Below are 20,953 nucleotides of genomic sequence, written 5' to 3'. Positions count from 1 at the left end.
TGACTGTACGAGACGGAGTGGCACCGGATGCAGGACGCAGTGGGAGCTCCGCTGCCGCCGCCCCATCGGCCGGGGCAGGACCCGGCGGCCCCCTGGTCGCCGACCGCGAACCAGCAGGGGCACCCGGCCCCCCATCACCCGGGAGCGCCCGGCACGCACCCGCCAGGACACCCGGTGCCCCCGGGCGGCCACCCGGGCCCGGTGCCGCCGCCTCCGCCTCCGCCCGCGCCCATGGCCCCGCCCGCACCGGCCGCGCCGGGCTTCTCCGGCGCTCCCGGGCATCCGCACGCCTCGGTCCCGCCGCAGAGCGGGGTCTCGCGGGACACCACCGGACACGTGCAACTGCCGCCGGGCGGCCCCGTCACCATGCCGCCGGCCGCCACCGGCGCGCCGGACGTCACCAGCACCACGCTCGCGGTCCTGCTCATCGGTCCCGCCGGAGCCGGCAAGACCAGCGTCGCCAAGTACTGGGCGGAACACCGCCGGGTGCCCACCGCGCACATCAGCCTGGACGACGTGCGCGAGTGGGTGCGCTCGGGCTTCGCGGACCCCCAGTCCGGCTGGAACGACAACTCCGAGGCGCAGTACCGCCTCGCCCGCCGCACCTGTGGCTTCTCCGCCCGGAACTTCCTGGCCAACGGCATCTCCTGCATCCTCGACGACGCCGTCTTCCCCGACCGCCCGGTCGTCGGCCTCGGCGGCTGGAAGCGGCACGTCGGTCCCGGCCTGCTGCCGGTCGTCCTCCTGCCGGGCCTGGAGATTGTCCTGGAGCGCAACGCCGAGCGCTCGGGCAACCGCCGGCTCACCGACGAGGAGGTCGCCCGCATCCACGGCCGAATGGCGGGCTGGTACGGCTCGGGCCTCCCGATCATCGACAACTCCCAGCTCGACGTCCCGGCCACGGCCCGCGTCCTGGACGAGGTCCTGGCCCGCTCGATCGCCAGCCCCCCGAAGTGGTAGCCGAGTAACCAACACCGCACACCCCGACAGCCCCGCGCCGACCTGCCCCCGGCCAGTGACTCACGTCCGCCCAGCCCCGGCCCCGCCAGCGGAGCGGGGAACTGCGCGCCCAGCCCCCACCGGCCCGCACCCGCCCCCGGCACACACCCATCCCCGACACCCCACCCCCACTCGGCCGCACTCGACCAGCGCCCGCCCAGCGAAGCTCATACGCTCGGCACATGTCTGAGGTCTACGCGGCCCGCAGAGCCCGGCTGAGAGAACGCTGCCAAGCCGGCGGCAGCCCCACCGCACTCGTGACCCGCCCGGCCAACGTCCGCTACCTCGCGGGAGCGGCACCGCGGGGCGCGGTGCTGCTGCTGGGCAGGAGCGAGGACGTCCTGCTGTGCGGCGCACCGCCGAGCGGCGAGATCGGCGAGGGCCGGCCCGACGACGCCGTACGCGTCCAGGTGCTGCCACGGCCCGGCGGCGACCCGGCGGTCGCGGCCGCCGATCTGGTGACGGCCCTCGGTGCCGAGTCCCTGGCCGTGGAGGAGCACCACCTCACCATGGCCCGCTGCAGAGCCATCCGCTCGGTCGCGCCCCGGCTGCGGCTCGCCGACCTCGGTGGAGCCGTGGAGCAGCTGAGGGTGATCAAGGACGAGGAGGAGATCTCCTGTCTGCGGATCGGCGCGGAGATCGCCGACCAGGCCCTGGGCGAACTGCTCGAATCGATCCTCGTCGGCCGCACCGAGCGCCACCTCGCCCTGGAGCTGGAGCGCCGCCTCGTCGACCACGGCGCCGACGGCCCGGCCTTCCCCACCTCCGTCGCCGCCGGCCCGAACTCCGGCCGCCCCGGCCACCGACCGACCGATCGCCGGGTGGAGGAGGGCGACTTCCTCTCCGTCTGTCTCGGCGCGACCTATCGCGGCTACCGGTGCGAGATCGGCCGTACGTTCGTGATCGGCACCTCGCCGGCCGACTGGCAGATCGAGCTGTACGACCTGGTCTTCGCAGCCCAGCGCGCCGGACGGGAGGCCCTGGCACCCGGTGCGGCCTACCGGGCCGTGGACCGCGCGGCCCGCCAGGTCCTGGACTCCGCGGGGTACGGAGAGAGCCTGCCGGTGATGATGGGGCACGGGGTCGGACTCGAAATCGACGAGGACCCGCAGTTGGCCCCCGCGGCCATGGGTAAACTGGACGCTTGCGTGCCGGTCACCGTCGAACCGGGGGTCCACCTCCCGGGCCGGGGCGGAGTCCGGATCGATGACACGCTCGTCGTACGCCCCGAGGCGGACGGCGGACCCGAGCTACTCACCATCACGACCAAGGAGCTGCTCGCGCTCTAGCTCATCGGCTGTGCGCGTGGCCCGGGGTCGTCCACGTCAGTCCAGGAGATTCCGCAACCGTGGCTTCCACGAACGACCTCAAGAACGGCCTGGTGCTCAAGCTCGACGGGGGCCAGCTCTGGTCCGTCGTCGAGTTCCAGCACGTCAAGCCCGGCAAGGGCCCGGCCTTCGTGCGCACCAAGCTCAAGAACGTGCTTTCCGGCAAGGTCGTCGACAAGACGTTCAACGCCGGCGTCAAGGTCGAGACGGCCACTGTCGACAAGCGCGACATGCAGTTCTCCTACATGGACGGCGAGTACTTCGTCTTCATGGACATGGAGACCTACGACCAGCTCATGGTCGACCGCAAGGCCGTCGGCGACGCCGCCAACTTCCTGATCGAGGGCTTCACCGCCACCGTCGCGCAGCACGAGGGCGAGGTGCTCTTCGTCGAGCTGCCGGCCGCCGTCGAGCTGGTGATCCAGGAGACCGAGCCGGGTGTCCAGGGCGACCGCTCCACCGGTGGCACCAAGCCCGCCACCCTGGAGACCGGTCACCAGATCCAGGTGCCCCTGTTCATCACCACGGGCGAGAAGATCAAGGTCGACACCCGCACGAGCGACTACCTCGGCCGGGTGAACAGCTAACCGTGGCTGCCCGTAACACGGCCCGCAAGCGTGCCTTCCAGATCCTCTTCGAGGGCGACCAGCGCGGGGCCGACGTCCTGACCGTCCTCGCGGACTGGATCCGGCACGCCCACAGCGACACCCGACAGCCTCCGGTCAGCGAGTACACCATGCAGCTGGTCGAGGGGTACGCGGAGCACGCCAGGCGGATCGACGAATTGATCGCGCAGTACTCGGTGGGGTGGACCCTCGACCGCATGCCGGTCGTGGACCGCAACATCCTGCGGCTCGGAGCGTACGAGCTGATCTGGGTCGACGCGACTCCGGACGCGGTGGTGCTGGACGAGATGGTGCAGTTGGCGAAGGAGTTCTCCACGGACGACTCGCCGTCCTTCGTGAACGGTCTGCTGGGCCGGCTGAAGGAGCTCAAGCCCTCGCTCCGCCGGGAAGCCCCGTAGCGGACGGCCGGGCGGGGAGCGCCTCAGGGGTGCTGTGCGAAGCCGGCCGCGGGTGGTCCGTGGCTGGTCGCGCGGCTCCCCGCGCCTCTTGCGGGGCGCAGTCCCGCTTCCCTGTGGCCACGCGCCGTACGACACGCACAAAAACCGCCGGGGTGCCCCGAACCAACTGGTTCGGGGCACCCCGGCGGCACGTTTCTGCTGGATTCCGCCCGGTGTGTCAGGCGTCCTCGTGGGTGACCGCGCGGCGCGCGTCCGCGTCCAGGACGCCCCAGCTGATCAGCTGCTCGGTGAGGACCGAGGGGGACTGGTCGTAGATGACGGCGAGTGTGCGCAGGTCGTCCTGACGGATCGAGAGCACCTTGCCGTTGTAGTCACCGCGCTGGGACTGGATCGTCGCCGCGTAACGCTGCAGCGGGCCCGCCTTCTCGGCCGGCACGTGGGCCAGGCGCTCCAGGTCCAGGACGAGCTTCGGCGGCGGCTCGGCGGCGCCGCCCGGGGTCGTACCGGGAAGCAGTTCCTGCACGGGGACCCCGTAGAAGTCCGCCAGCTCCGCGAGGCGCTGCACGGTGACGGCGCGGTCGCCGCGCTCGTACGAACCGACCACGACCGCCTTCCAGCGTCCCTGGGACTTCTCCTCGACACCGTGGAGGGAAAGGCCCTGCTGGGTGCGGATGGCCCGGAGCTTGGCCCCGAGCTGTTTGGCGTATTCGCTGGACATATAGCTCCCCGGACGAAGGCTGGTGACTCACTGTGAGGTTACGCAGCGTGACTCTGCTCCGTCAAGCCGAATGGTCCGTACCGACTCTTCCGTGGTAACCGAGATCCATTGGGCCAGGTGGGTGATCAGGGGCGTTGTCGGGCCTGCTAACGTGGACGGCGCAATTCCGACGTCCTTTAAGGTCCGTCCCGTGAGGCGGAGAAGGAGGTCCGTTTCATATGGACACGCAAGAAACTCCGCAAGGAGACCCGCACGGGGATGCGCAGGCGTCCGATGCCAGGCCCGTTCTCGAAGGCCCCGACATCGCGCGCGTACTGACCCGCATCGCCCACGAGATCGTCGAACGCGCCAAGGGCGCCGACGACGTGGTGCTCCTCGGCATTCCGACCCGGGGTGTCTTCCTCGCCCAGCGGCTCGCCGCCAAGCTGGAGGAGATCACCGACCGCAAGATCCCGGTCGGTTCGCTCGACATCACCATGTACCGCGACGACCTGCGCATGCACCCGCCGCGCGCGCTGGCCCGCACCGAGATCCCCGGTGACGGCATCGACGGCCGCCTGGTCGTCCTCGTCGACGACGTGCTCTTCTCCGGCCGGACGATCCGCGCGGCGCTCGACGCGCTGAACGACATCGGCCGTCCGCGCGCCGTCCAGCTCGCGGTCCTCGTCGACCGCGGCCACCGCGAACTGCCCATCCGCGCCGACTACGTCGGCAAGAACCTCCCCACGTCGCTGCGGGAGACGGTCAAGGTCCAGCTCGCCGAGGAAGACGGTCGGGACACCGTCCTGCTCGGTGCGAAGCGGACCGCCCAGCAGTAGCACGCGCGCGTGCGGCCCCGTGCCGTACGTCACCTCGTGATGCCCCTGCCTGCCCGGAATCTCCCGAACCGCCTTACGGAGCCTGAAAGATGCAGCGTCATCTCATCTCGGCCGCCGACCTCACCCGCGACGACGCCGTCCTGATCCTCGACACCGCCGAGGAGATGGCCAGGGTCGCGGACCGGCCGATCAAGAAACTGCCGACCCTGCGCGGCCGCACGATCGTCAACCTCTTCTTCGAGGACTCGACGCGGACGCGGATCTCGTTCGAGGCCGCCGAGAAGCGCCTGTCCGCCGACGTCATCAACTTCACGGCCAAGGGGTCGAGCGTCTCCAAGGGCGAGTCCCTGAAGGACACCGCCCAGACCCTCGAAGCCATGGGCGTCGACGCCGTGGTCATCCGGCACGGCGCCTCGGGGGCCCCGTACCGCCTGGCGACCTCCGGCTGGATCGACGCCGCCGTCATCAACGCGGGCGACGGCACCCATCAGCACCCCACCCAGGCCCTGCTGGACGCCTTCACCATGCGCCGCCGCCTCGTCGGCCGGGACGCCGGACTCGGGCAGGACCTCTCCGGCAAGCGCATCACGCTCGTCGGTGACGTCCTGCACAGCCGTGTCGCCCGCTCCAACGTCGACCTGCTGCACACCCTCGGCGCCCAGGTCACCCTCGTCGCCCCGCCCACCCTGGTGCCGGTCGGCGTCCACGCCTGGCCCTGCGAGGTCTCCTACGACCTCGACAGCACGCTCGCCAAGTCCGACGCGGTGATGATGCTGCGCGTGCAGCGGGAGCGGATGAACGCGGCGTTCTTCCCCACCGAGCGCGAGTACTCCCGGCGCTACGGCCTCGACGGCGACCGCATGGCGCGGATGCCCGAGCACGCCATCGTGATGCACCCGGGCCCGATGGTGCGCGGCATGGAGATCACCGCCGAGGTCGCGGACTCCGACCGCTGCACCGTCGTCGAGCAGGTCGCCAACGGTGTCTCCATCCGGATGGCCGTGCTGTACCTGCTGCTCGGCGGCAACGAGCCCGCCGTCACCCACACCCGCACCACCGAGGAGAAGTAAGACCATGAGCAAGATCCTGATCCGTGGTGCGAAGGTGCTGGGCGGCGAGCCGCAGGACGTACTGATCGACGGCGAGACCATCGCCGAGGTGGGAGCCGGTCTGTCCGCCGAGGGGGCCGAGGTCGTCGAGGCCGAGGGCAAGGTGCTCCTGCCGGGCCTGGTCGACCTGCACACCCACCTGCGCGAGCCCGGCCGCGAGGACTCCGAGACCGTGCTCACCGGCACGCGCGCGGCGGCCTCCGGCGGCTACACGGCCGTCTTCGCCATGGCCAACACCTTCCCCGTCGCCGACACCGCCGGCGTGGTCGAGCAGGTCTACCGGCTGGGCCGGGAGCACGGCTACTGCGACGTGCAGCCCATCGGCGCCGTCACGGTCGGCCTGGAGGGCAGGAAGCTCGCCGAGCTGGGCGCGATGCACGAGTCGGCCGCCGGGGTCACCGTCTTCTCGGACGACGGCAAGTGCGTCGACGACGCGGTGATCATGCGGCGGGCCCTGGAGTACGTGAAGGCCTTCGGCGGAGTCGTCGCCCAGCACGCGCAGGAGCCGCGCCTCACCGAGGGCGCCCAGATGAACGAGGGCGTCGTCTCCGCCGAGCTGGGCCTCGGGGGCTGGCCGGCGGTGGCCGAAGAATCGATCATCGCCCGGGACGTCCTGCTCGCCGAGCACGTCGGCTCCCGCGTCCACATCTGCCACCTGTCGACCGCCGGGTCCGTCGAGATCGTCCGCTGGGCCAAGTCCCGCGGCATCGACGTCACCGCCGAGGTCACCCCGCACCACCTGCTCCTCACCGACGAGCTGGTGCGCTCCTACAACCCGGTCTACAAGGTCAACCCGCCGCTGCGCACCGAGCGCGACGTGCTGGCCCTGCGCGAGGCCCTCGCCGACGGCACGATCGACATCGTCGCCACCGACCACGCCCCGCACCCCCACGAGGACAAGGACTGCGAGTGGGCCGCGGCGGCCATGGGCATGGTCGGCCTGGAGACCGCGCTGTCCGTGGTCCAGGAGACGATGGTCGCCACCGGTCTGCTCGACTGGGCGGGCGTCGCGGACCGTATGTCGGTCAAGCCCGCGAAGATCGGGCGGGCCGCCGGTCACGGACGTCCCGTCTCGGCAGGTGAGCCCGCCAACCTCACGCTCGTCGACACGGCATACCGTGGGTCGGTGGATCCCGCGGGCTTCGCCTCGCGCAGCCGCAACACCCCCTACGAGGGCCGCGAGCTGCCGGGCCGTGTCACGCACACGTGGCTGCGGGGCAAGGCCACGCTCGTCGACGGGAAGCTCACGTGACACCTGTAATTCTGCTGGCCGCGCAGAGGGAATCGGCCGAGGTCACCGACTGGGCCGCGCGCATCGGCTGGGTCGTCGGACTCGCCCTCTTCGTCGCGCTCGTCTACTGGCTGATGCGCGAGGGCTGGAAGTGGCGCGGCACGCTCCAGAGCGACCTGCCCGCCCTCCCCACCGCGCCGGACGAGCCGGGCGAGGCCAGACTGGGCATGAGCGGCCGCTACCACGGCTCCACCACCGCCGGGCAGTGGCTCGACCGCATCGTGGCGCACGGCCTGGGCGCCCGCAGCCGGGTCGAGCTGACCCTGACGGACGCGGGACTGGACGTCGTACGCCCCGGAGCGACCGACTTCTTCGTGCCGGTCGGCGCCCTGCGCGAGGCCCGGCTCGACAAGGGCATCGCCGGCAAGGTCCTCACCGAGGGCGGGCTGCTGGTCGTCACCTGGGAGCACGGCGGCAGGCTGCTCGACTCCGGGTTCCGCTCCGACCGCGCGGCCGAGCACAACGAGTGGGTCGAGACCCTGAACCAGATGATCAACAAGACGGAAACGGAAGGCGCACGATGACGACCTCCACCCGGGGAGCCACCAGGGTTCCCGCCGTACTCGTCCTGGAGGACGGCCGGATCTTCCGCGGCCGTGCCTACGGGGCCGTGGGGGTGACCTTCGGCGAGGCCGTGTTCTCCACCGGGATGACCGGCTACCAGGAGACCCTCACCGACCCGTCGTACCACCGCCAGGTGGTCGTCATGACCGCCCCGCACGTCGGCAACACCGGCGTCAACGACGAGGACCCCGAGTCCAAGAAGATCTGGGTCTCCGGATACGTCGTCCGCGACCCCGCGCGCGTGCCCTCCAACTGGCGCTCCCGGCGCTCCCTGGACGACGAACTGCGCGCCCAGGGCGTCGTCGGGATCTCCGGCATCGACACCCGCGCCCTCACCCGCCACCTCCGTGAGCGCGGCGCCATGCGCGTCGGCATCTTCTCCGGCGACGCGCTGCCCGACGCGGGCGTCATGCTCACCGAGGTCCGCGAGGCCCCGGAGATGAAGGGCGCGAACCTCTCCGCGGAGGTCGCCACCAAGGAGACCTACGTCGTCCCGGCGATCGGCACCAGGAAGTTCACCGTCGCCGCCGTCGACCTCGGCATCAAGGGCATGACCCCGCACCGCATGGCCGAGCGCGGCATCGAGGTGCACGTGCTCCCGGCCACGGCGAGCGCCGAGGACGTGTTCGCCGTGAACCCCGACGGCGTGTTCTTCTCCAACGGCCCCGGTGACCCGGCCACCGCCGACCACCCGGTCTCCGTCATGCGGGCGGTCCTGGAGCGCGGCACCCCGCTCTTCGGCATCTGCTTCGGCAACCAGATCCTCGGCCGCGCGCTCGGCTTCGGCACCTACAAGCTGAAGTACGGCCACCGGGGCATCAACCAGCCCGTGCAGGACCGTACGACCGGCAAGGTCGAGGTCACCGCGCACAACCACGGTTTCGCCGTCGACGCCCCGCTCGACCAGGTCTCCGAGACCCCCTTCGGCCGCGCCGAGGTCTCCCACGTGTGCCTCAACGACAACGTGGTGGAGGGGCTCCAGCTCCTCGACCGCCCCGCCTTCAGCGTCCAGTACCACCCCGAAGCGGCAGCGGGCCCGCACGACGCCGCCTACCTGTTCGACCGCTTCGTATCCCTGATGGAGGGCCAGCGTGCCTAAGCGCACCGATATCCAGTCCGTCCTGGTCATCGGCTCCGGCCCGATCGTCATCGGCCAGGCCGCCGAGTTCGACTACTCCGGCACCCAGGCGTGCCGCATCCTGCGGGCCGAGGGCCTCAGGGTGATCCTCGTCAACTCCAACCCGGCGACGATCATGACCGACCCGGAGATCGCCGACGCCACGTACGTCGAGCCGATCACCCCGGAGTTCGTCGAGAAGATCATCGCCAAGGAGCGTCCGGACGCCCTCCTGCCGACCCTCGGCGGTCAGACGGCCCTCAACACGGCCATCTCGCTGCACGAGGCCGGGACGCTGGAGAAGTACGGCGTCGAGCTGATCGGCGCCAACGTCGAGGCCATCAACAAGGGCGAGGACCGCGACCTCTTCAAGGACGTCGTCGAGGCCGTCCGCGCCAAGATCGGGCACGGCGAGTCCGCCCGCTCGGTGATCTGCCACTCCATGGACGACGTGCTGGGCGGCGTCGAGACCCTCGGCGGCTACCCCGTCGTCGTCCGTCCCTCCTTCACCATGGGCGGCGCCGGCTCCGGCTTCGCGCACGACGAGGAGGAGCTGCGCCGCATCGCCGGCCAGGGCCTCACCCTCTCGCCGACCACCGAGGTGCTCCTGGAGGAGTCCATCCTCGGCTGGAAGGAGTACGAGCTGGAGCTGATGCGCGACAAGAACGACAACGTCGTGGTCGTCTGCTCCATCGAGAACTTCGACCCCATGGGCGTGCACACCGGCGACTCGATCACGGTCGCGCCCGCGATGACGCTGACCGACCGCGAGTACCAGGTGCTGCGTGACGTCGGTATCGCGATCATCCGCGAGGTCGGCGTCGACACCGGCGGCTGCAACATCCAGTTCGCGGTGAACCCCGAGGACGGTCGTGTGATCGTCATCGAGATGAACCCGCGGGTGTCGCGGTCCTCGGCCCTGGCCTCCAAGGCGACCGGTTTCCCGATCGCCAAGATCGCCGCCAAGCTCGCCGTCGGCTACACGCTCGACGAGATCCCGAACGACATCACCGAGCAGACCCCGGCCTCCTTCGAGCCGACCCTCGACTACGTCGTCGTGAAGGCCCCCCGCTTCGCCTTCGAGAAGTTCCCGTCCGCCGACTCCTCCCTGACCACGACCATGAAGTCGGTGGGCGAGGCCATGGCGATCGGCCGCAACTTCACCGAGGCGCTGCAGAAGGCCCTGCGGTCGCTGGAGAAGAAGGGCAGCCAGTTCACGTTCGTCGGCGAGCCCGGCGACAAGGACGCCCTCCTCCAGGAGGCCGTCCGGCCGACCGACGGCCGTATCAACACGGTCATGCAGGCCGTCCGCGCGGGCGCCACGCCCGAGGAGGTCTTCGAGGCCACGAAGATCGACCCCTGGTTCGTCGACCAGCTCTTCCTGATCAAGGAGATCGCCGACGAGCTGGCCCAGGCCGACAAGCTCGATCCGGAGCTGCTGGCGGAGGCCAAGCGGCACGGCTTCTCAGACCAGCAGATCGCCGAGATCCGCGGGCTGCGCGAGGACGTCGTGCGCGAGGTGCGGCACGCGCTGGGCGTGCGCCCGGTGTACAAGACGGTCGACACCTGCGCCGCCGAGTTCGCGGCGAGGACGCCGTACTTCTACTCCTCGTACGACGAGGAGACCGAGGTGGCCCCGCGCGAGAAGCCGGCCGTGATCATCCTCGGTTCCGGCCCGAACCGCATCGGCCAGGGCATCGAGTTCGACTACTCCTGCGTCCACGCCTCCTTCGCGCTGAGCGACGCGGGCTACGAGACCGTGATGGTCAACTGCAACCCCGAGACCGTCTCCACGGACTACGACACCTCCGACCGTCTGTACTTCGAGCCGCTCACGCTCGAGGACGTGCTGGAGATCGTCCACGCCGAGTCGCTGGCCGGGCCGATCGCGGGCGTCGTCGTCCAGCTCGGCGGCCAGACCCCCCTGGGCCTGGCGCAGGCGCTCAAGGACAACGGCGTACCCATCGTCGGCACGCCCCCGGAGGCCATCCACGCCGCCGAGGACCGCGGCGCCTTCGGCCAGGTCCTCGCCGAGGCCGGCCTGCCCGCGCCGAAGCACGGCACCGCGACCACCTTCGCCGGCGCCAAGGCCATCGCCGACGAGATCGGCTACCCGGTCCTCGTGCGGCCGTCGTACGTGCTCGGCGGACGCGGCATGGAGATCGTGTACGACGAGGCCCGCCTGGAGTCGTACATCGCCGAGTCGACCGAGATCAGCCCCTCCCGGCCGGTCCTCGTCGACCGCTTCCTCGACGACGCGATCGAGATCGACGTCGACGCGCTGTACGACGGCCACGAGCTGTATCTCGGCGGTGTGATGGAGCACATCGAGGAGGCCGGCATCCACTCCGGCGACTCGGCGTGCGCCCTGCCCCCGATCACCCTCGGCGGCTTCGACATCAAGCGCCTGCGGGCCTCCACCGAGGCCATCGCCAAGGGTGTCGGCGTGCGCGGCCTCATCAACATCCAGTTCGCGATGGCCGGGGACATCCTCTACGTCCTGGAGGCCAACCCGCGTGCCTCCCGCACCGTCCCCTTCACCTCGAAGGCGACCGCGGTGCCGCTGGCCAAGGCCGCCGCCCGGATCTCGCTGGGCGCCACCGTCGCCGAACTGCGGGCGGAGGGTCTGCTCCCGGCCAAGGGCGACGGCGGCGAGCTGCCGCTCGACGCGCCGATCTCCGTCAAGGAGGCGGTCATGCCGTGGTCGCGATTCCGCGACATCCACGGGCGCGGCGTCGACACGATCCTCGGCCCGGAGATGCGTTCCACCGGCGAGGTCATGGGCATCGACTCCGTCTTCGGCACGGCGTACGCCAAGTCGCAGGCCGGCGCCTACGGGCCGCTGCCCACCAAGGGGCGCGCGTTCATCTCGGTCGCCAACCGCGACAAGCGTTCGATGATCTTCCCGGCGCGTGAGCTGGTCGCCCACGGCTTCGAACTGCTCGCCACGTCCGGCACGGCCGAGGTGCTCCGACGCAACGGCATCAACGCCACCGTCGTCCGCAAGCAGTCCGAGGGCACCGGTCCGAACGGCGAGAAGACCATCGTCCAGCTCATCCACGACGGCGAGGTCGACCTCATCGTCAACACCCCGTACGGCACCGGCGGCCGCCTCGACGGCTACGACATCCGTACGGCGGCCGTGGCCCGGTCCGTGCCCTGCCTGACGACCGTCCAGGCGCTCGCCGCCGCCGTCCAGGGCATCGACGCGCTCAACCACGGCGACGTGGGCGTGCGCTCGCTCCAGGAACACGCCGAACACCTGATCGCGGCCCGCGACTAGCAGCCCTGAGGGGGACATCGGAAACGGTGTCCCCCTCTTCGTGAGACCTCTTCGTGAGGCGCTCCTGCGAGGACATGAACATGTACAAGCTCTTCTTCCGTCTGGTTTTCACACGGATGGACCCGGAGGCGGCCCACCACCTGGCCTTCCGCTGGATCCGTCTCGCCGTCCGCGTCCCCGTCCTGCGTACCTTCGTGGCCGCCGCCCTCGCGCCGCGCTACCGGGAACTGCGCACCGAGGCGTTCGGGCTGCGCATGCACGGCCCGTTCGGGCTGGCCGCCGGCTTCGACAAGAACGCCGTCGCGATCGACGGGATGTCGATGCTCGGCTTCGACCACGTCGAGATCGGCACGGTGACGGGCGAGGCCCAGCCCGGCAACCCCAAGCAACGGCTGTTCCGCCTGGTCGCCGACCGCGCCCTGATCAACCGCATGGGCTTCAACAACGACGGCTCGCTCGCCGTCGCCGCGCGCCTGGCCTCCCGCACGCCCGTGTTCAGGACCGTCGTGGGCGTCAACATCGGCAAGACCAAGGTCGTCCCGGAGGAGGAGGCCGCGGGGGACTACGTGAAGTCCGCCGAGCGCCTCGCGCCGTACGCCGACTACCTGGTCGTCAACGTCTCCTCGCCCAACACGCCCGGCCTGCGCAACCTCCAGGCCACGGAGGCGCTGCGGCCGCTGCTCACCGCCGTGCGCGAGGCCGCCGACCGCACGGTCCGCACCCGCCGGGTGCCGCTGCTGGTGAAGATCGCGCCGGACCTCGCCGACGAGGACGTCGACGCGGTCGCCGACCTCGCCGTGGAGCTGGGCCTGGACGGGATCATCGCCACGAACACCACCATCGCCCGCGAGGGACTCGGTCTGACATCCGAACCCACGCTGGTGAAGGAGACGGGCGGACTCTCCGGAGCCCCCGTCAAGGACCGCTCCCTGGCGGTGCTGCGGCGCCTCTACGCGCGCGTGGGCGACCGGATCACCCTGGTGGGCGTCGGCGGCGTCGAGAACGCCGAGGACGCCTGGCAGCGCATCCTGGCGGGTGCCACGCTCGTCCAGGGCTACAGCGCCTTCGTCTACGAGGGCCCCTTCTGGGCCCGCGCCGTTCACAAGGGCCTGGCCGCCCGCCTGCGTACGAGTCCGTACGCCACCCTCGCCGACGCGGTCGGCGCCGACGTGAGGAAGACGGTATGACCGAGCCCTTCGGCGCACGGCTGCGCCGGTCCATGGACGAGCGCGGGGCGCTGTGCGTGGGCATCGACCCGCACGCCTCCCTGCTCGCCGACTGGGGCCTGAACGACGACGTCGCGGGCCTGGAACGCTTCAGCCGCACGGTCGTTGCGGCACTCGCGGACCGGGTCGCCGTCCTCAAGCCGCAGAGCGCGTTCTTCGAGCGCTTCGGGTCGCGTGGCGTCGCCGTACTGGAGAAGTCCGTCCAGGAGGCACGGGCCGCCGGCGCGCTGGTCGTCATGGACGCCAAGCGCGGTGACATCGGCTCCACCATGGCCGCGTACGCCGAGACCTTCCTGCACAAGGACGCGCCGCTGTTCTCGGACGCGCTGACGGTCTCGCCGTACCTGGGCTACGGCTCCCTGAAGCCCGCCGTGTCCCTGGCCCGTGAGAACGGGTCCGGACTGTTCGTGCTGGCGCTCACCTCGAACCCGGAGGGCGGCGAGGTGCAGCACGCGGTGCGCGGCGACGGACGGAACGTCGGCGCGACCATGCTGGCGCACCTGGCGGCCGAGAACGCCGGCGAGGAGCCCCTGGGCTCCTTCGGTGCCGTGGTCGGCGCCACGCTCGGTGACCTCTCGTCCTACGACCTGAACATCGGTGGACCTCTCCTCGCGCCCGGGATCGGTGCCCAGGGAGCCACTCCGGCCGATCTTCCGGCGGTCTTCGGGAGTGCTGTGCGCCAGGTGGTCCCGAACGTCAGCCGAGGTGTTCTTCGTCACGGTCCCGACATCGTCGCGCTGCGTGACGCCTCGGATCGTTTCGCGGACGAGATCCGTTCCGCGACGGCGACCGCCTGAGACCTCCGATGAGTGCCGGGGGTCGGTTCCCGGACGACTTGAGTCTGAATACATTCTCAAATCCGGGGCATTATGCGGCTTATGTCCGACTCCATGGAGGCTGACCAGGACTTTTCCGCTGTTCTCGCTGACTCCGGCGGACTTGGCCGCTAGTCTCCGAGCAGGGTCAACGGGCGAGCGTGTTGCTCGTGGCACCCCAGGTGAGGGGCGACTAGGTTCCTCACCGGTCCGTATCCGACAGTTCGACATCCGAGGTGACGTAGGCGTGGCTCTTCCGCCCCTTACCCCTGAACAGCGCGCAGCCGCGCTCGAAAAGGCCGCCGCGGCTCGCCGGGAGCGGGCCGAGGTCAAGAATCGACTCAAGCACTCCGGCGCCTCCCTGCACGAGGTCATCAAGCAGGGCCAGGAGAACGACGTCATCGGCAAGATGAAGGTCTCCGCCCTGCTCGAGTCCCTGCCGGGCGTGGGCAAGGTCCGCGCCAAGCAGATCATGGAGCGACTGGGCATCTCCGAAAGCCGTCGTGTACGCGGCCTCGGTTCCAACCAGATCGCCTCCCTGGAGCGTGAGTTCGGCAGCACCGGTTCCTGATCCCGGGCACTGACGGGAAGGGAGTCCCGGGCACTCCGGGATTGCTGGAATAATCGCTGCATGGCTGCAACATTCCGGGGGACGACCCCCGAGCCCCCGGACGTACGTCCGCGGCTGACCGTGCTCTCCGGCCCTTCAGGGGTCGGCAAGAGCACGGTCGTCGCCCATATGCGCAAGGCACACCCCGAGGTGTGGCTCTCGGTGTCGGCGACGACCCGCAAGCCGCGCCCCGGCGAGCAGCACGGAGTCCACTACTTCTTCGTCACCGACGACGAGATGGACAAGCTGATCGCCAACGGCGAACTGCTGGAGTGGGCCGAGTTCGCCGGCAACCGCTACGGCACCCCCCGGGCCGCCGTGCTCGAACGCCTGGAGCGGGGCGAGCCGGTCCTGCTGGAGATCGACCTCCAGGGCGCGCGACAGGTTCGCGAGTCCATGCCGGACGCCCAGCTGGTGTTCCTGGCTCCCCCTTCCTGGGAGGAGCTGGTGCGCAGGCTCACCGGGCGGGGCACCGAGCCGCCCGACGTGATCGAACGCCGCCTGGAGGCGGCCAAGATCGAGCTGGCGGCCGAGCCGGAGTTCGACGTGACCCTGGTCAACACCTCCGTCGAGGACGTGGCCCGCGAGCTGCTAGCCTTGATGGATGTTGTGTGATCACGGGCTCTGTCCGTTTTCTGTGATCACGACCGATCTTTTCCCATCCATCGGAAGGTAGAGCGTGTCCTCTTCCATCTCCGCGCCCGAGGGCATCATCAACCCGCCGATCGACGAGCTCCTCGAGGCAACCGACTCGAAGTACAGCCTCGTGATCTACGCGGCCAAGCGTGCTCGCCAGATCAACGCGTACTACTCGCAGCTCGGCGAGGGTCTCCTCGAATACGTCGGTCCGCTCGTCGACACCCACGTGCACGAGAAGCCGCTCTCGATCGCCCTGCGCGAGATCAACGCGGGTCTGCTGACCTCCGAGGCCGTCGAAGGCCCCGCGTAAGTCATATCGGCAGATCGCAGTAGCTTTATCCACAGGCCCGGCAGTGCGACTGCCGGGCCTGTGGTGTGTCATTGAGGCGTCACGCAGAGGCGTACACATCCGAGTGCGGGGAGGCACGGTGGGCAAGCCGAAGGTCGTTCTGGGGGTCAGTGGGGGAATCGCCGCCTACAAGGCGTGCGAGCTGCTGCGCCGGCTGACCGAGTCCGGACATGACGTCCGGGTCGTACCGACCGACTCCGCACTGCACTTCGTCGGCGCCGCCACGTGGTCCGCGCTCTCCGGCAACCCGGTCTCCACCGAGGTCTGGGAGAGCGTCCACGAGGTGCCGCACGTCCGTATCGGGCAGGCGGCCGACCTGGTGGTCGTGGCTCCGGCGACCGCCGACATGCTGGCCAAGGCCGCCCACGGCCTCGCCGACGACCTCCTCACCAACACCCTCCTCACCGCCCGCTGTCCCGTCGTCTTCGCTCCGGCCATGCACACCGAGATGTGGGAACACCCGGCCACCCAGGAGAACGTGGCGACGCTGCGCCGCCGGGGCGCCCTCGTCATCGACCCCGCCGTGGGCCGGCTGACCGGCGTCGACACGGGCAAGGGCCGGCTCCCCGACCCCGCGGAGATCTTCGAGGTCTGCCGCCGGGTGCTGGCCCGGGGCGTCACCGAGCCGGACCTCGTCGGCCGGCACGTCGTCGTCACCGCCGGGGGCACCCGCGAGCCCCTCGACCCGGTCCGGTTCCTCGGCAACCGCTCCTCCGGCAAGCAGGGCTACGCCCTCGCCCGTACGGCCGCCGCGCGAGGTGCCCGCGTCACCCTGATCGAGGCCAACACCGGACTGCCGGACCCCGCGGGCGTGGACGTCGTACGGATCGGCACGGCCGTCCAGCTGCGCGAGGCGGTGCTCAAGGCGGCGCCGGACGCCGACGTCGTGGTGATGGCCGCGGCGGTGGCGGACTTCCGCCCCGACACCTACGCCGCCGGGAAGATCAAGAAGAAGGACGGCCAGGAGCCCGCGCCCCTCGTCCTGGTGCGTAATCCGGACATCCTCGCGGAGATCTCGGCGGACCGCCCCCGCCCCGGCCAGGTGATCGTCGGTTTCGCCGCGGAGACCGACGACGTCCTCGCCAACGGCCGCGCCAAGCTGGCACGCAAGGGGTGCGACCTGCTGGTGGTCAACGAGGTGGGGGAGCGCAAGACCTTCGGCTCCGAGGAGAACGAGGCCGTGGTGCTGGGAGCCGACGGCGGTGAGACCCCGGTGCCGTACGGCCCGAAGGAGGCTCTGGCCGAAACGGTGTGGGACCTGGTCACGGTCCGCCTCGGGTGACAGTGCCATTCGCGTCACGTCCGCCCCGAACCTCGCACATTGGGGCGTGGCGACCCTGGCGGACAGTGACGGCCATTGGGCAGAATGCACGTGCCGCAGGTCACAAGGCTCCCGAGAGGCGAGACGGGTGGGCCGGCGGACGAGACCGACCGATAAACTGTTCTCGGACGACGCCGGGCGCAGCCCCCGAGCACGTCCGCCAATGATCAGCCAGCAGCCGCTGCAACCCCAGGGAGCGTTGTGTCCCGTCGTCTGTTCACCTCGGAGTCTGTGACCGAGGGCCACCCCGACAAGATCGCTGACCAGATCAGCGATGCCATTCTCGATGCGCTGCTGCGCGAGGACCCCACGTCCCGTGTAGCGGTGGAGACGCTCATCACGACCGGCCTGGTCCACGTGGCCGGCGAGGTCACGACCAAGGCGTACGCGCCGATCGCCCAGCTGGTGCGCGACACCATCCTGGACATCGGCTACGACTCGTCGAAGAAGGGCTTCGACGGCGCCTCCTGCGGTGTGTCGGTGTCGATCGGTTCGCAGTCCCCCGACATCGCGCAGGGTGTGGACACGGCCTACGAGAACCGGGTCGAGGGTGACGAGGACGAGCTGGACCGTCAGGGCGCCGGCGACCAGGGCCTGATGTTCGGTTACGCGACGGACGAGACGCCGACGCTGATGCCGCTGCCGATCTTCCTGGCGCACCGACTGTCGAAGCGCCTGTCCGAAGTCCGCAAGAACGGCACGATCCCCTACCTCCGCCCCGACGGAAAGACCCAGGTCACCATCGAGTACGACGGTGACAAGGCGGTCCGTCTGGACACGGTCGTCGTCTCCTCGCAGCACGCGAGCGACATCGACCTGGAGTCCCTCCTCGCGCCCGACATCCGCGAGTTCGTGGTGGAGCCCGAGCTGAAGGCCCTCCTGGACGACGGCATCAAGCTCGACACCGAGGGCTACCGCCTGCTGGTCAACCCCACCGGTCGCTTCGAGATCGGCGGCCCCATGGGCGACGCCGGCCTCACCGGCCGCAAGATCATCATCGACACCTACGGCGGCATGGCCCGCCACGGCGGCGGCGCCTTCTCCGGCAAGGACCCGTCCAAGGTCGACCGTTCCGCCGCGTACGCGATGCGCTGGGTCGCCAAGAACGTCGTCGCGGCGGGCCTCGCCTCCCGCTGCGAGGTCCAGGTGGCCTACGCCATCGGCAAGGCCGAGCCCGTCGGTCTCTTCGTCGAGACCTTCGGCACGGCCAAGGTCGACACCGACCGGATCGAGAAGGCCATCGACGAGGTCTTCGACCTTCGCCCGGCCGCCATCATCCGCGACCTCGACCTCCTCCGCCCGATCTACGGCCAGACCGCCGCGTACGGTCACTTCGGCCGTGAGCTGCCCGACTTCACCTGGGAGCGCACGGACCGGGTCGATGCGCTGCGCAAGGCCGCGGGGCTCTAGGCCCTACGGCTCCTCCGCTTCCCGGCGAGGCCCGGTGTCCCTTCGGGGATGCCGGGCCTCGCCGTTGCGTGAGCGCGCTCCGGTGATCGTGGGCGGCGTCGGTTGTCAGTGGCGTTTGGGAGAATGCGGGTGTGAGCGGCGAGGACGGGACCAGGGACGGCGGCGCGCCGGGGGGCGCGGGGCCGGAGCAGCTCGCGCTGGTCCGGGAGGCGGTGCGCAAGGCCGAGGTGCCGCGCGCCAAGCCGCGGACCTGGCGGGGGGCGGCGCTGGCGAAGGAGCTGCCGGTCGCCCGCGTGCTGGTCGACAAGGGAGTGCTGCATCTCGACCGGTACTTCGACTACGCGGTGCCCGAGGAGCTGGACGAGGTCGCCCGGCCCGGGGTCCGGGTCCGGGTGCGGTTCGGGGCCGGGGGGCGCAATGTCCGACAGGGGCGGCGCGAAGGCGGCTCGCTGATCGACGGTTTCCTGGTCGAGCGGGTCGCCGAGTCGGACTACCCCGGAGCCCTGGCCGCGCTCGCGCAGGTCGTCTCGCCGGAGCCGGTACTGGGCCCCGAGCTGCTGGGGCTGGCGCGGGCCGTCGCGGACCGGTACGCGGGAAGCCTCGCGGATGTGCTGCAGCTGGCCGTGCCGCCCCGGCACGCTCGGGCCGAGGCCGCGGAGACGGGCGAACCGCCGCCGCCTCCGGCCGCGCCCGAGCCCGGGTCGTGGCTGCGGTACGGACGCGGTGAGGGATTCCTCCGGGCGCTGGCCGACGGGGGTTCGCCCCGGGCGGTGTGGACCGCGCTGCCGGGGCCGGAGTGGGCCGAGGAGATCGCGCGGGCCGTACAGGCGACGCTGGCCTCCGGACGGGGGGCCCTCGTCGTCGTACCGGCGGGGCGGCCGGCCACCCGGGTGGACGAGGCGCTGGGGGAGTTGCTGGGGGAGGGGCGGCACGCCCTGCTGACCGCCGACGCCGGACAGGAGCGGCGGTACCGGGAGTGGCTGGCCGTGCGGCGCGGGGCCGTACGGGCGGTGGTCGGGACCCGGGCGGCCATGTTCGCGCCGGTGCGGGACCTGGGACTGGTCGTCGTCTGGGACGACGGCGACGCCGCGCACAGTGACGACAACGCCCCCTTCCCGCATGTGCGCGAAGTCCTGGAGCTGCGGGCCACGCGGGACAAGTGCGCCTTCCTGCTGGGCGGTTGGACCTGCACGGTCGAGGCCGCCCAGCTCGTCGAGAGCGGGTGGGCCGCGCCGATCGTGGCCGGGCGGGAACAGGTGCGGGCCGCCGCGCCGCTGGTGCGGACCGTGGGGGACGGCGATCTCGCGCGGGACGAGGCGGCCCGGGCGGCGCGGCTGCCCAGCCTGGCCTGGCAGGTCGCGCGGGACGGCCTCAGGGACGGACCCGTGCTCGTCCAGGTCCCTCGGCGGGGCTATGTGCCGCGGATGGCCTGCGCGCGGTGCCGGGAGCCCGCGCGGTGCCGGCACTGTGCGGGGCCGCTGGAGGCGCGGGACGGCGCCGGGGCCCTGGTGTGCGGGTGGTGCGGGCGTGACGAGGCCGGCTGGCACTGCCCCGAGTGCGGGGGCCACCGGCTCCGGGCGCAGGTCGTGGGGGCGCGGCGGACCGCCGAGGAACTGGGGCGCGCCTTTCCGGCCGTGCCCGTACGGACCTCCGGGCGGGAACACGTGCTGGACACCGTGCCGGGGTCGCCCGCGCTGGTCGTGAGCACGCCGGGGGCCGAGCCGGTCGCCGAGGGCGGGTACGCGGCCGCTCTGCTGCTCGACGGGTGGGCCATGCTCGGACGGCCCGATCTGCGGGCCGGGGAGGACGCGCTGCGGCGGTGGATCGGTGCGGCGGCGCTCGTACGGAACCAGGGGGCGGGCGGCACGGTCGTCGTGGTCGCCGAGCCGACCCTGCGGCCCGTGCAGGCGCTCGTGCGGTGGGATCCGGTGGGGCACGCGGTGCGGGAACTCGCCGAGCGGGCCGAGCTGGGGTTCCCGCCGGTGTCCCGGATGGCGGCCGTGTCGGGGGTCGCCGAGTCCGTGACCGATTTCCTGGGTGCGGTCGAACTGCCCTCGGATGCCGAGGTGTTGGGACCCGTCCCGATGGCCGTTCCGCCCTCCGGGGCCGGGGCAGCCGCGGGTGCGGAGGCGGGGAGGGCGCGGCGGACGGGGGTGCCGCCGACGGGGGAGCGGTGGGAGCGGGCGCTGATCCGGGTGCCGCCGGGGAGCGGGGCGGCGCTGGCCGCCGCGCTCAAGACCGCGCAGGCGGCGCGGATGGCGCGTGGGGTGAGCGAGAGCGCGCGGGTGCGGATTCGGGTGGATCCGCCGGACATCGGGTGAGCCGCCCTGGG

19 protein-coding genes are annotated in these 20,953 nt (G+C 71.2%); 18 read left to right on the top strand and 1 reads right to left on the bottom strand.

Annotated elements, in window-relative coordinates:
- The first annotated feature begins 27 nt into the window (after nucleotides 1-27).
- The 4 genes from H4687_RS08915 (at nucleotide 28) to nusB (ending at nucleotide 3,351) form a co-directional block, all read left to right on the top strand.
- Complete coding sequence (locus H4687_RS08915; protein WP_078907276.1) at nucleotides 28-960, top strand: Pro-rich N-terminal domain-containing protein; 933 nt, start codon at nucleotides 28-30, stop codon at nucleotides 958-960.
- Nucleotides 961-1,181: 221 nt separating this feature from the next.
- Nucleotides 1,182-2,288: an aminopeptidase P family protein gene (locus H4687_RS08910; RefSeq protein WP_046918274.1), complete on the top strand. Its 1,107-nt coding sequence runs from the start codon at nucleotides 1,182-1,184 to the stop codon at nucleotides 2,286-2,288.
- A gap of 59 nt (nucleotides 2,289-2,347) precedes the next feature.
- Entirely contained in the window at nucleotides 2,348-2,914 is a 567-nt protein-coding gene (efp, locus tag H4687_RS08905) for an elongation factor P (RefSeq protein ID WP_005485474.1), read from the top strand.
- A gap of 2 nt (nucleotides 2,915-2,916) precedes the next feature.
- A complete protein-coding gene (gene nusB, locus H4687_RS08900; RefSeq protein ID WP_046918273.1) occupies nucleotides 2,917-3,351 on the top strand; it encodes a transcription antitermination factor NusB in 435 nt (144 codons plus the stop codon).
- A 217-nt stretch (nucleotides 3,352-3,568) separates the two neighbouring features.
- Here nusB and bldD read toward each other — a convergent pair whose 3' ends face one another.
- Complete coding sequence (gene bldD, locus H4687_RS08895; protein ID WP_005485476.1) at nucleotides 3,569-4,069, bottom strand: transcriptional regulator BldD; 501 nt, start codon at nucleotides 4,067-4,069, stop codon at nucleotides 3,569-3,571.
- Between the two features lie 218 nt (nucleotides 4,070-4,287).
- Here bldD and pyrR point away from each other — a divergent pair, with 218 nt between their 5' ends.
- The 14 genes from pyrR to H4687_RS08820 all read left to right on the top strand — a co-directional run bounded on the left by pyrR (nucleotide 4,288) and on the right by H4687_RS08820 (nucleotide 20,942).
- A complete protein-coding gene (pyrR, locus tag H4687_RS08890; RefSeq protein ID WP_046918272.1) occupies nucleotides 4,288-4,887 on the top strand; it encodes a bifunctional pyr operon transcriptional regulator/uracil phosphoribosyltransferase PyrR in 600 nt (199 codons plus the stop codon).
- An 89-nt stretch (nucleotides 4,888-4,976) separates the two neighbouring features.
- On the top strand, nucleotides 4,977-5,957 hold the full coding sequence (locus tag H4687_RS08885; protein ID WP_005485479.1) for an aspartate carbamoyltransferase catalytic subunit: 981 nt from the start codon (nucleotides 4,977-4,979) through the stop codon (nucleotides 5,955-5,957).
- A 4-nt stretch (nucleotides 5,958-5,961) separates the two neighbouring features.
- A complete protein-coding gene (locus tag H4687_RS08880; RefSeq protein WP_046918271.1) occupies nucleotides 5,962-7,248 on the top strand; it encodes a dihydroorotase in 1,287 nt (428 codons plus the stop codon).
- The gene (locus H4687_RS08875; protein WP_046918270.1) at nucleotides 7,245-7,811 is read left to right on the top strand and encodes a PH-like domain-containing protein; all 567 of its coding nucleotides are present in this window, start codon (nucleotides 7,245-7,247) and stop codon (nucleotides 7,809-7,811) included. The genes H4687_RS08880 and H4687_RS08875 overlap by 4 nt, the downstream gene beginning before the upstream one ends.
- Complete coding sequence (carA, locus tag H4687_RS08870) at nucleotides 7,808-8,950, top strand: glutamine-hydrolyzing carbamoyl-phosphate synthase small subunit (protein WP_046918269.1); 1,143 nt, start codon at nucleotides 7,808-7,810, stop codon at nucleotides 8,948-8,950. Before H4687_RS08875 ends, carA begins: the two co-directional genes overlap by 4 nt.
- Entirely contained in the window at nucleotides 8,943-12,251 is a 3,309-nt protein-coding gene (gene carB, locus H4687_RS08865) for a carbamoyl-phosphate synthase large subunit (RefSeq protein ID WP_046918268.1), read from the top strand. The genes carA and carB overlap by 8 nt, the downstream gene beginning before the upstream one ends.
- A gap of 80 nt (nucleotides 12,252-12,331) precedes the next feature.
- Complete coding sequence (locus H4687_RS08855) at nucleotides 12,332-13,438, top strand: quinone-dependent dihydroorotate dehydrogenase (RefSeq protein ID WP_046918267.1); 1,107 nt, start codon at nucleotides 12,332-12,334, stop codon at nucleotides 13,436-13,438.
- Nucleotides 13,435-14,274 (top strand): orotidine-5'-phosphate decarboxylase, encoded by an 840-nt coding sequence (pyrF, locus tag H4687_RS08850; RefSeq protein ID WP_046918266.1) that lies wholly within the window; start codon nucleotides 13,435-13,437, stop codon nucleotides 14,272-14,274. Before H4687_RS08855 ends, pyrF begins: the two co-directional genes overlap by 4 nt.
- Nucleotides 14,275-14,539: 265 nt before the next feature.
- Nucleotides 14,540-14,863, top strand: coding sequence for an integration host factor (locus H4687_RS08845; RefSeq protein WP_003977346.1), 324 nt, complete (start codon nucleotides 14,540-14,542; stop codon nucleotides 14,861-14,863).
- A 60-nt stretch (nucleotides 14,864-14,923) separates the two neighbouring features.
- A complete protein-coding gene (gene gmk, locus H4687_RS08840) occupies nucleotides 14,924-15,517 on the top strand; it encodes a guanylate kinase (protein ID WP_028796686.1) in 594 nt (197 codons plus the stop codon).
- 64 nt (nucleotides 15,518-15,581) lie between these two features.
- Complete coding sequence (gene rpoZ / locus H4687_RS08835; protein ID WP_005485492.1) at nucleotides 15,582-15,851, top strand: DNA-directed RNA polymerase subunit omega; 270 nt, start codon at nucleotides 15,582-15,584, stop codon at nucleotides 15,849-15,851.
- 118 nt (nucleotides 15,852-15,969) lie between these two features.
- Nucleotides 15,970-17,172: a bifunctional phosphopantothenoylcysteine decarboxylase/phosphopantothenate--cysteine ligase CoaBC gene (coaBC, locus tag H4687_RS08830; RefSeq protein ID WP_046918265.1), complete on the top strand. Its 1,203-nt coding sequence runs from the start codon at nucleotides 15,970-15,972 to the stop codon at nucleotides 17,170-17,172.
- A gap of 240 nt (nucleotides 17,173-17,412) precedes the next feature.
- Nucleotides 17,413-18,621 carry a methionine adenosyltransferase gene (gene metK, locus H4687_RS08825; protein ID WP_020114460.1) on the top strand — a complete coding sequence of 403 codons (1,209 nt, stop codon included), beginning with the start codon at nucleotides 17,413-17,415 and terminating at the stop codon, nucleotides 18,619-18,621.
- 131 nt (nucleotides 18,622-18,752) lie between these two features.
- Complete coding sequence (locus H4687_RS08820) at nucleotides 18,753-20,942, top strand: primosomal protein N' (RefSeq protein ID WP_050398534.1); 2,190 nt, start codon at nucleotides 18,753-18,755, stop codon at nucleotides 20,940-20,942.
- Nucleotides 20,943-20,953: the final 11 nt, after the last annotated feature.

The organism is Streptomyces stelliscabiei, from assembly GCF_014873495.1.
Lineage (GTDB): Bacteria > Actinomycetota > Actinomycetes > Streptomycetales > Streptomycetaceae > Streptomyces > Streptomyces bottropensis.
This window is presented reverse-complemented; position numbering and strand designations above follow the sequence as displayed.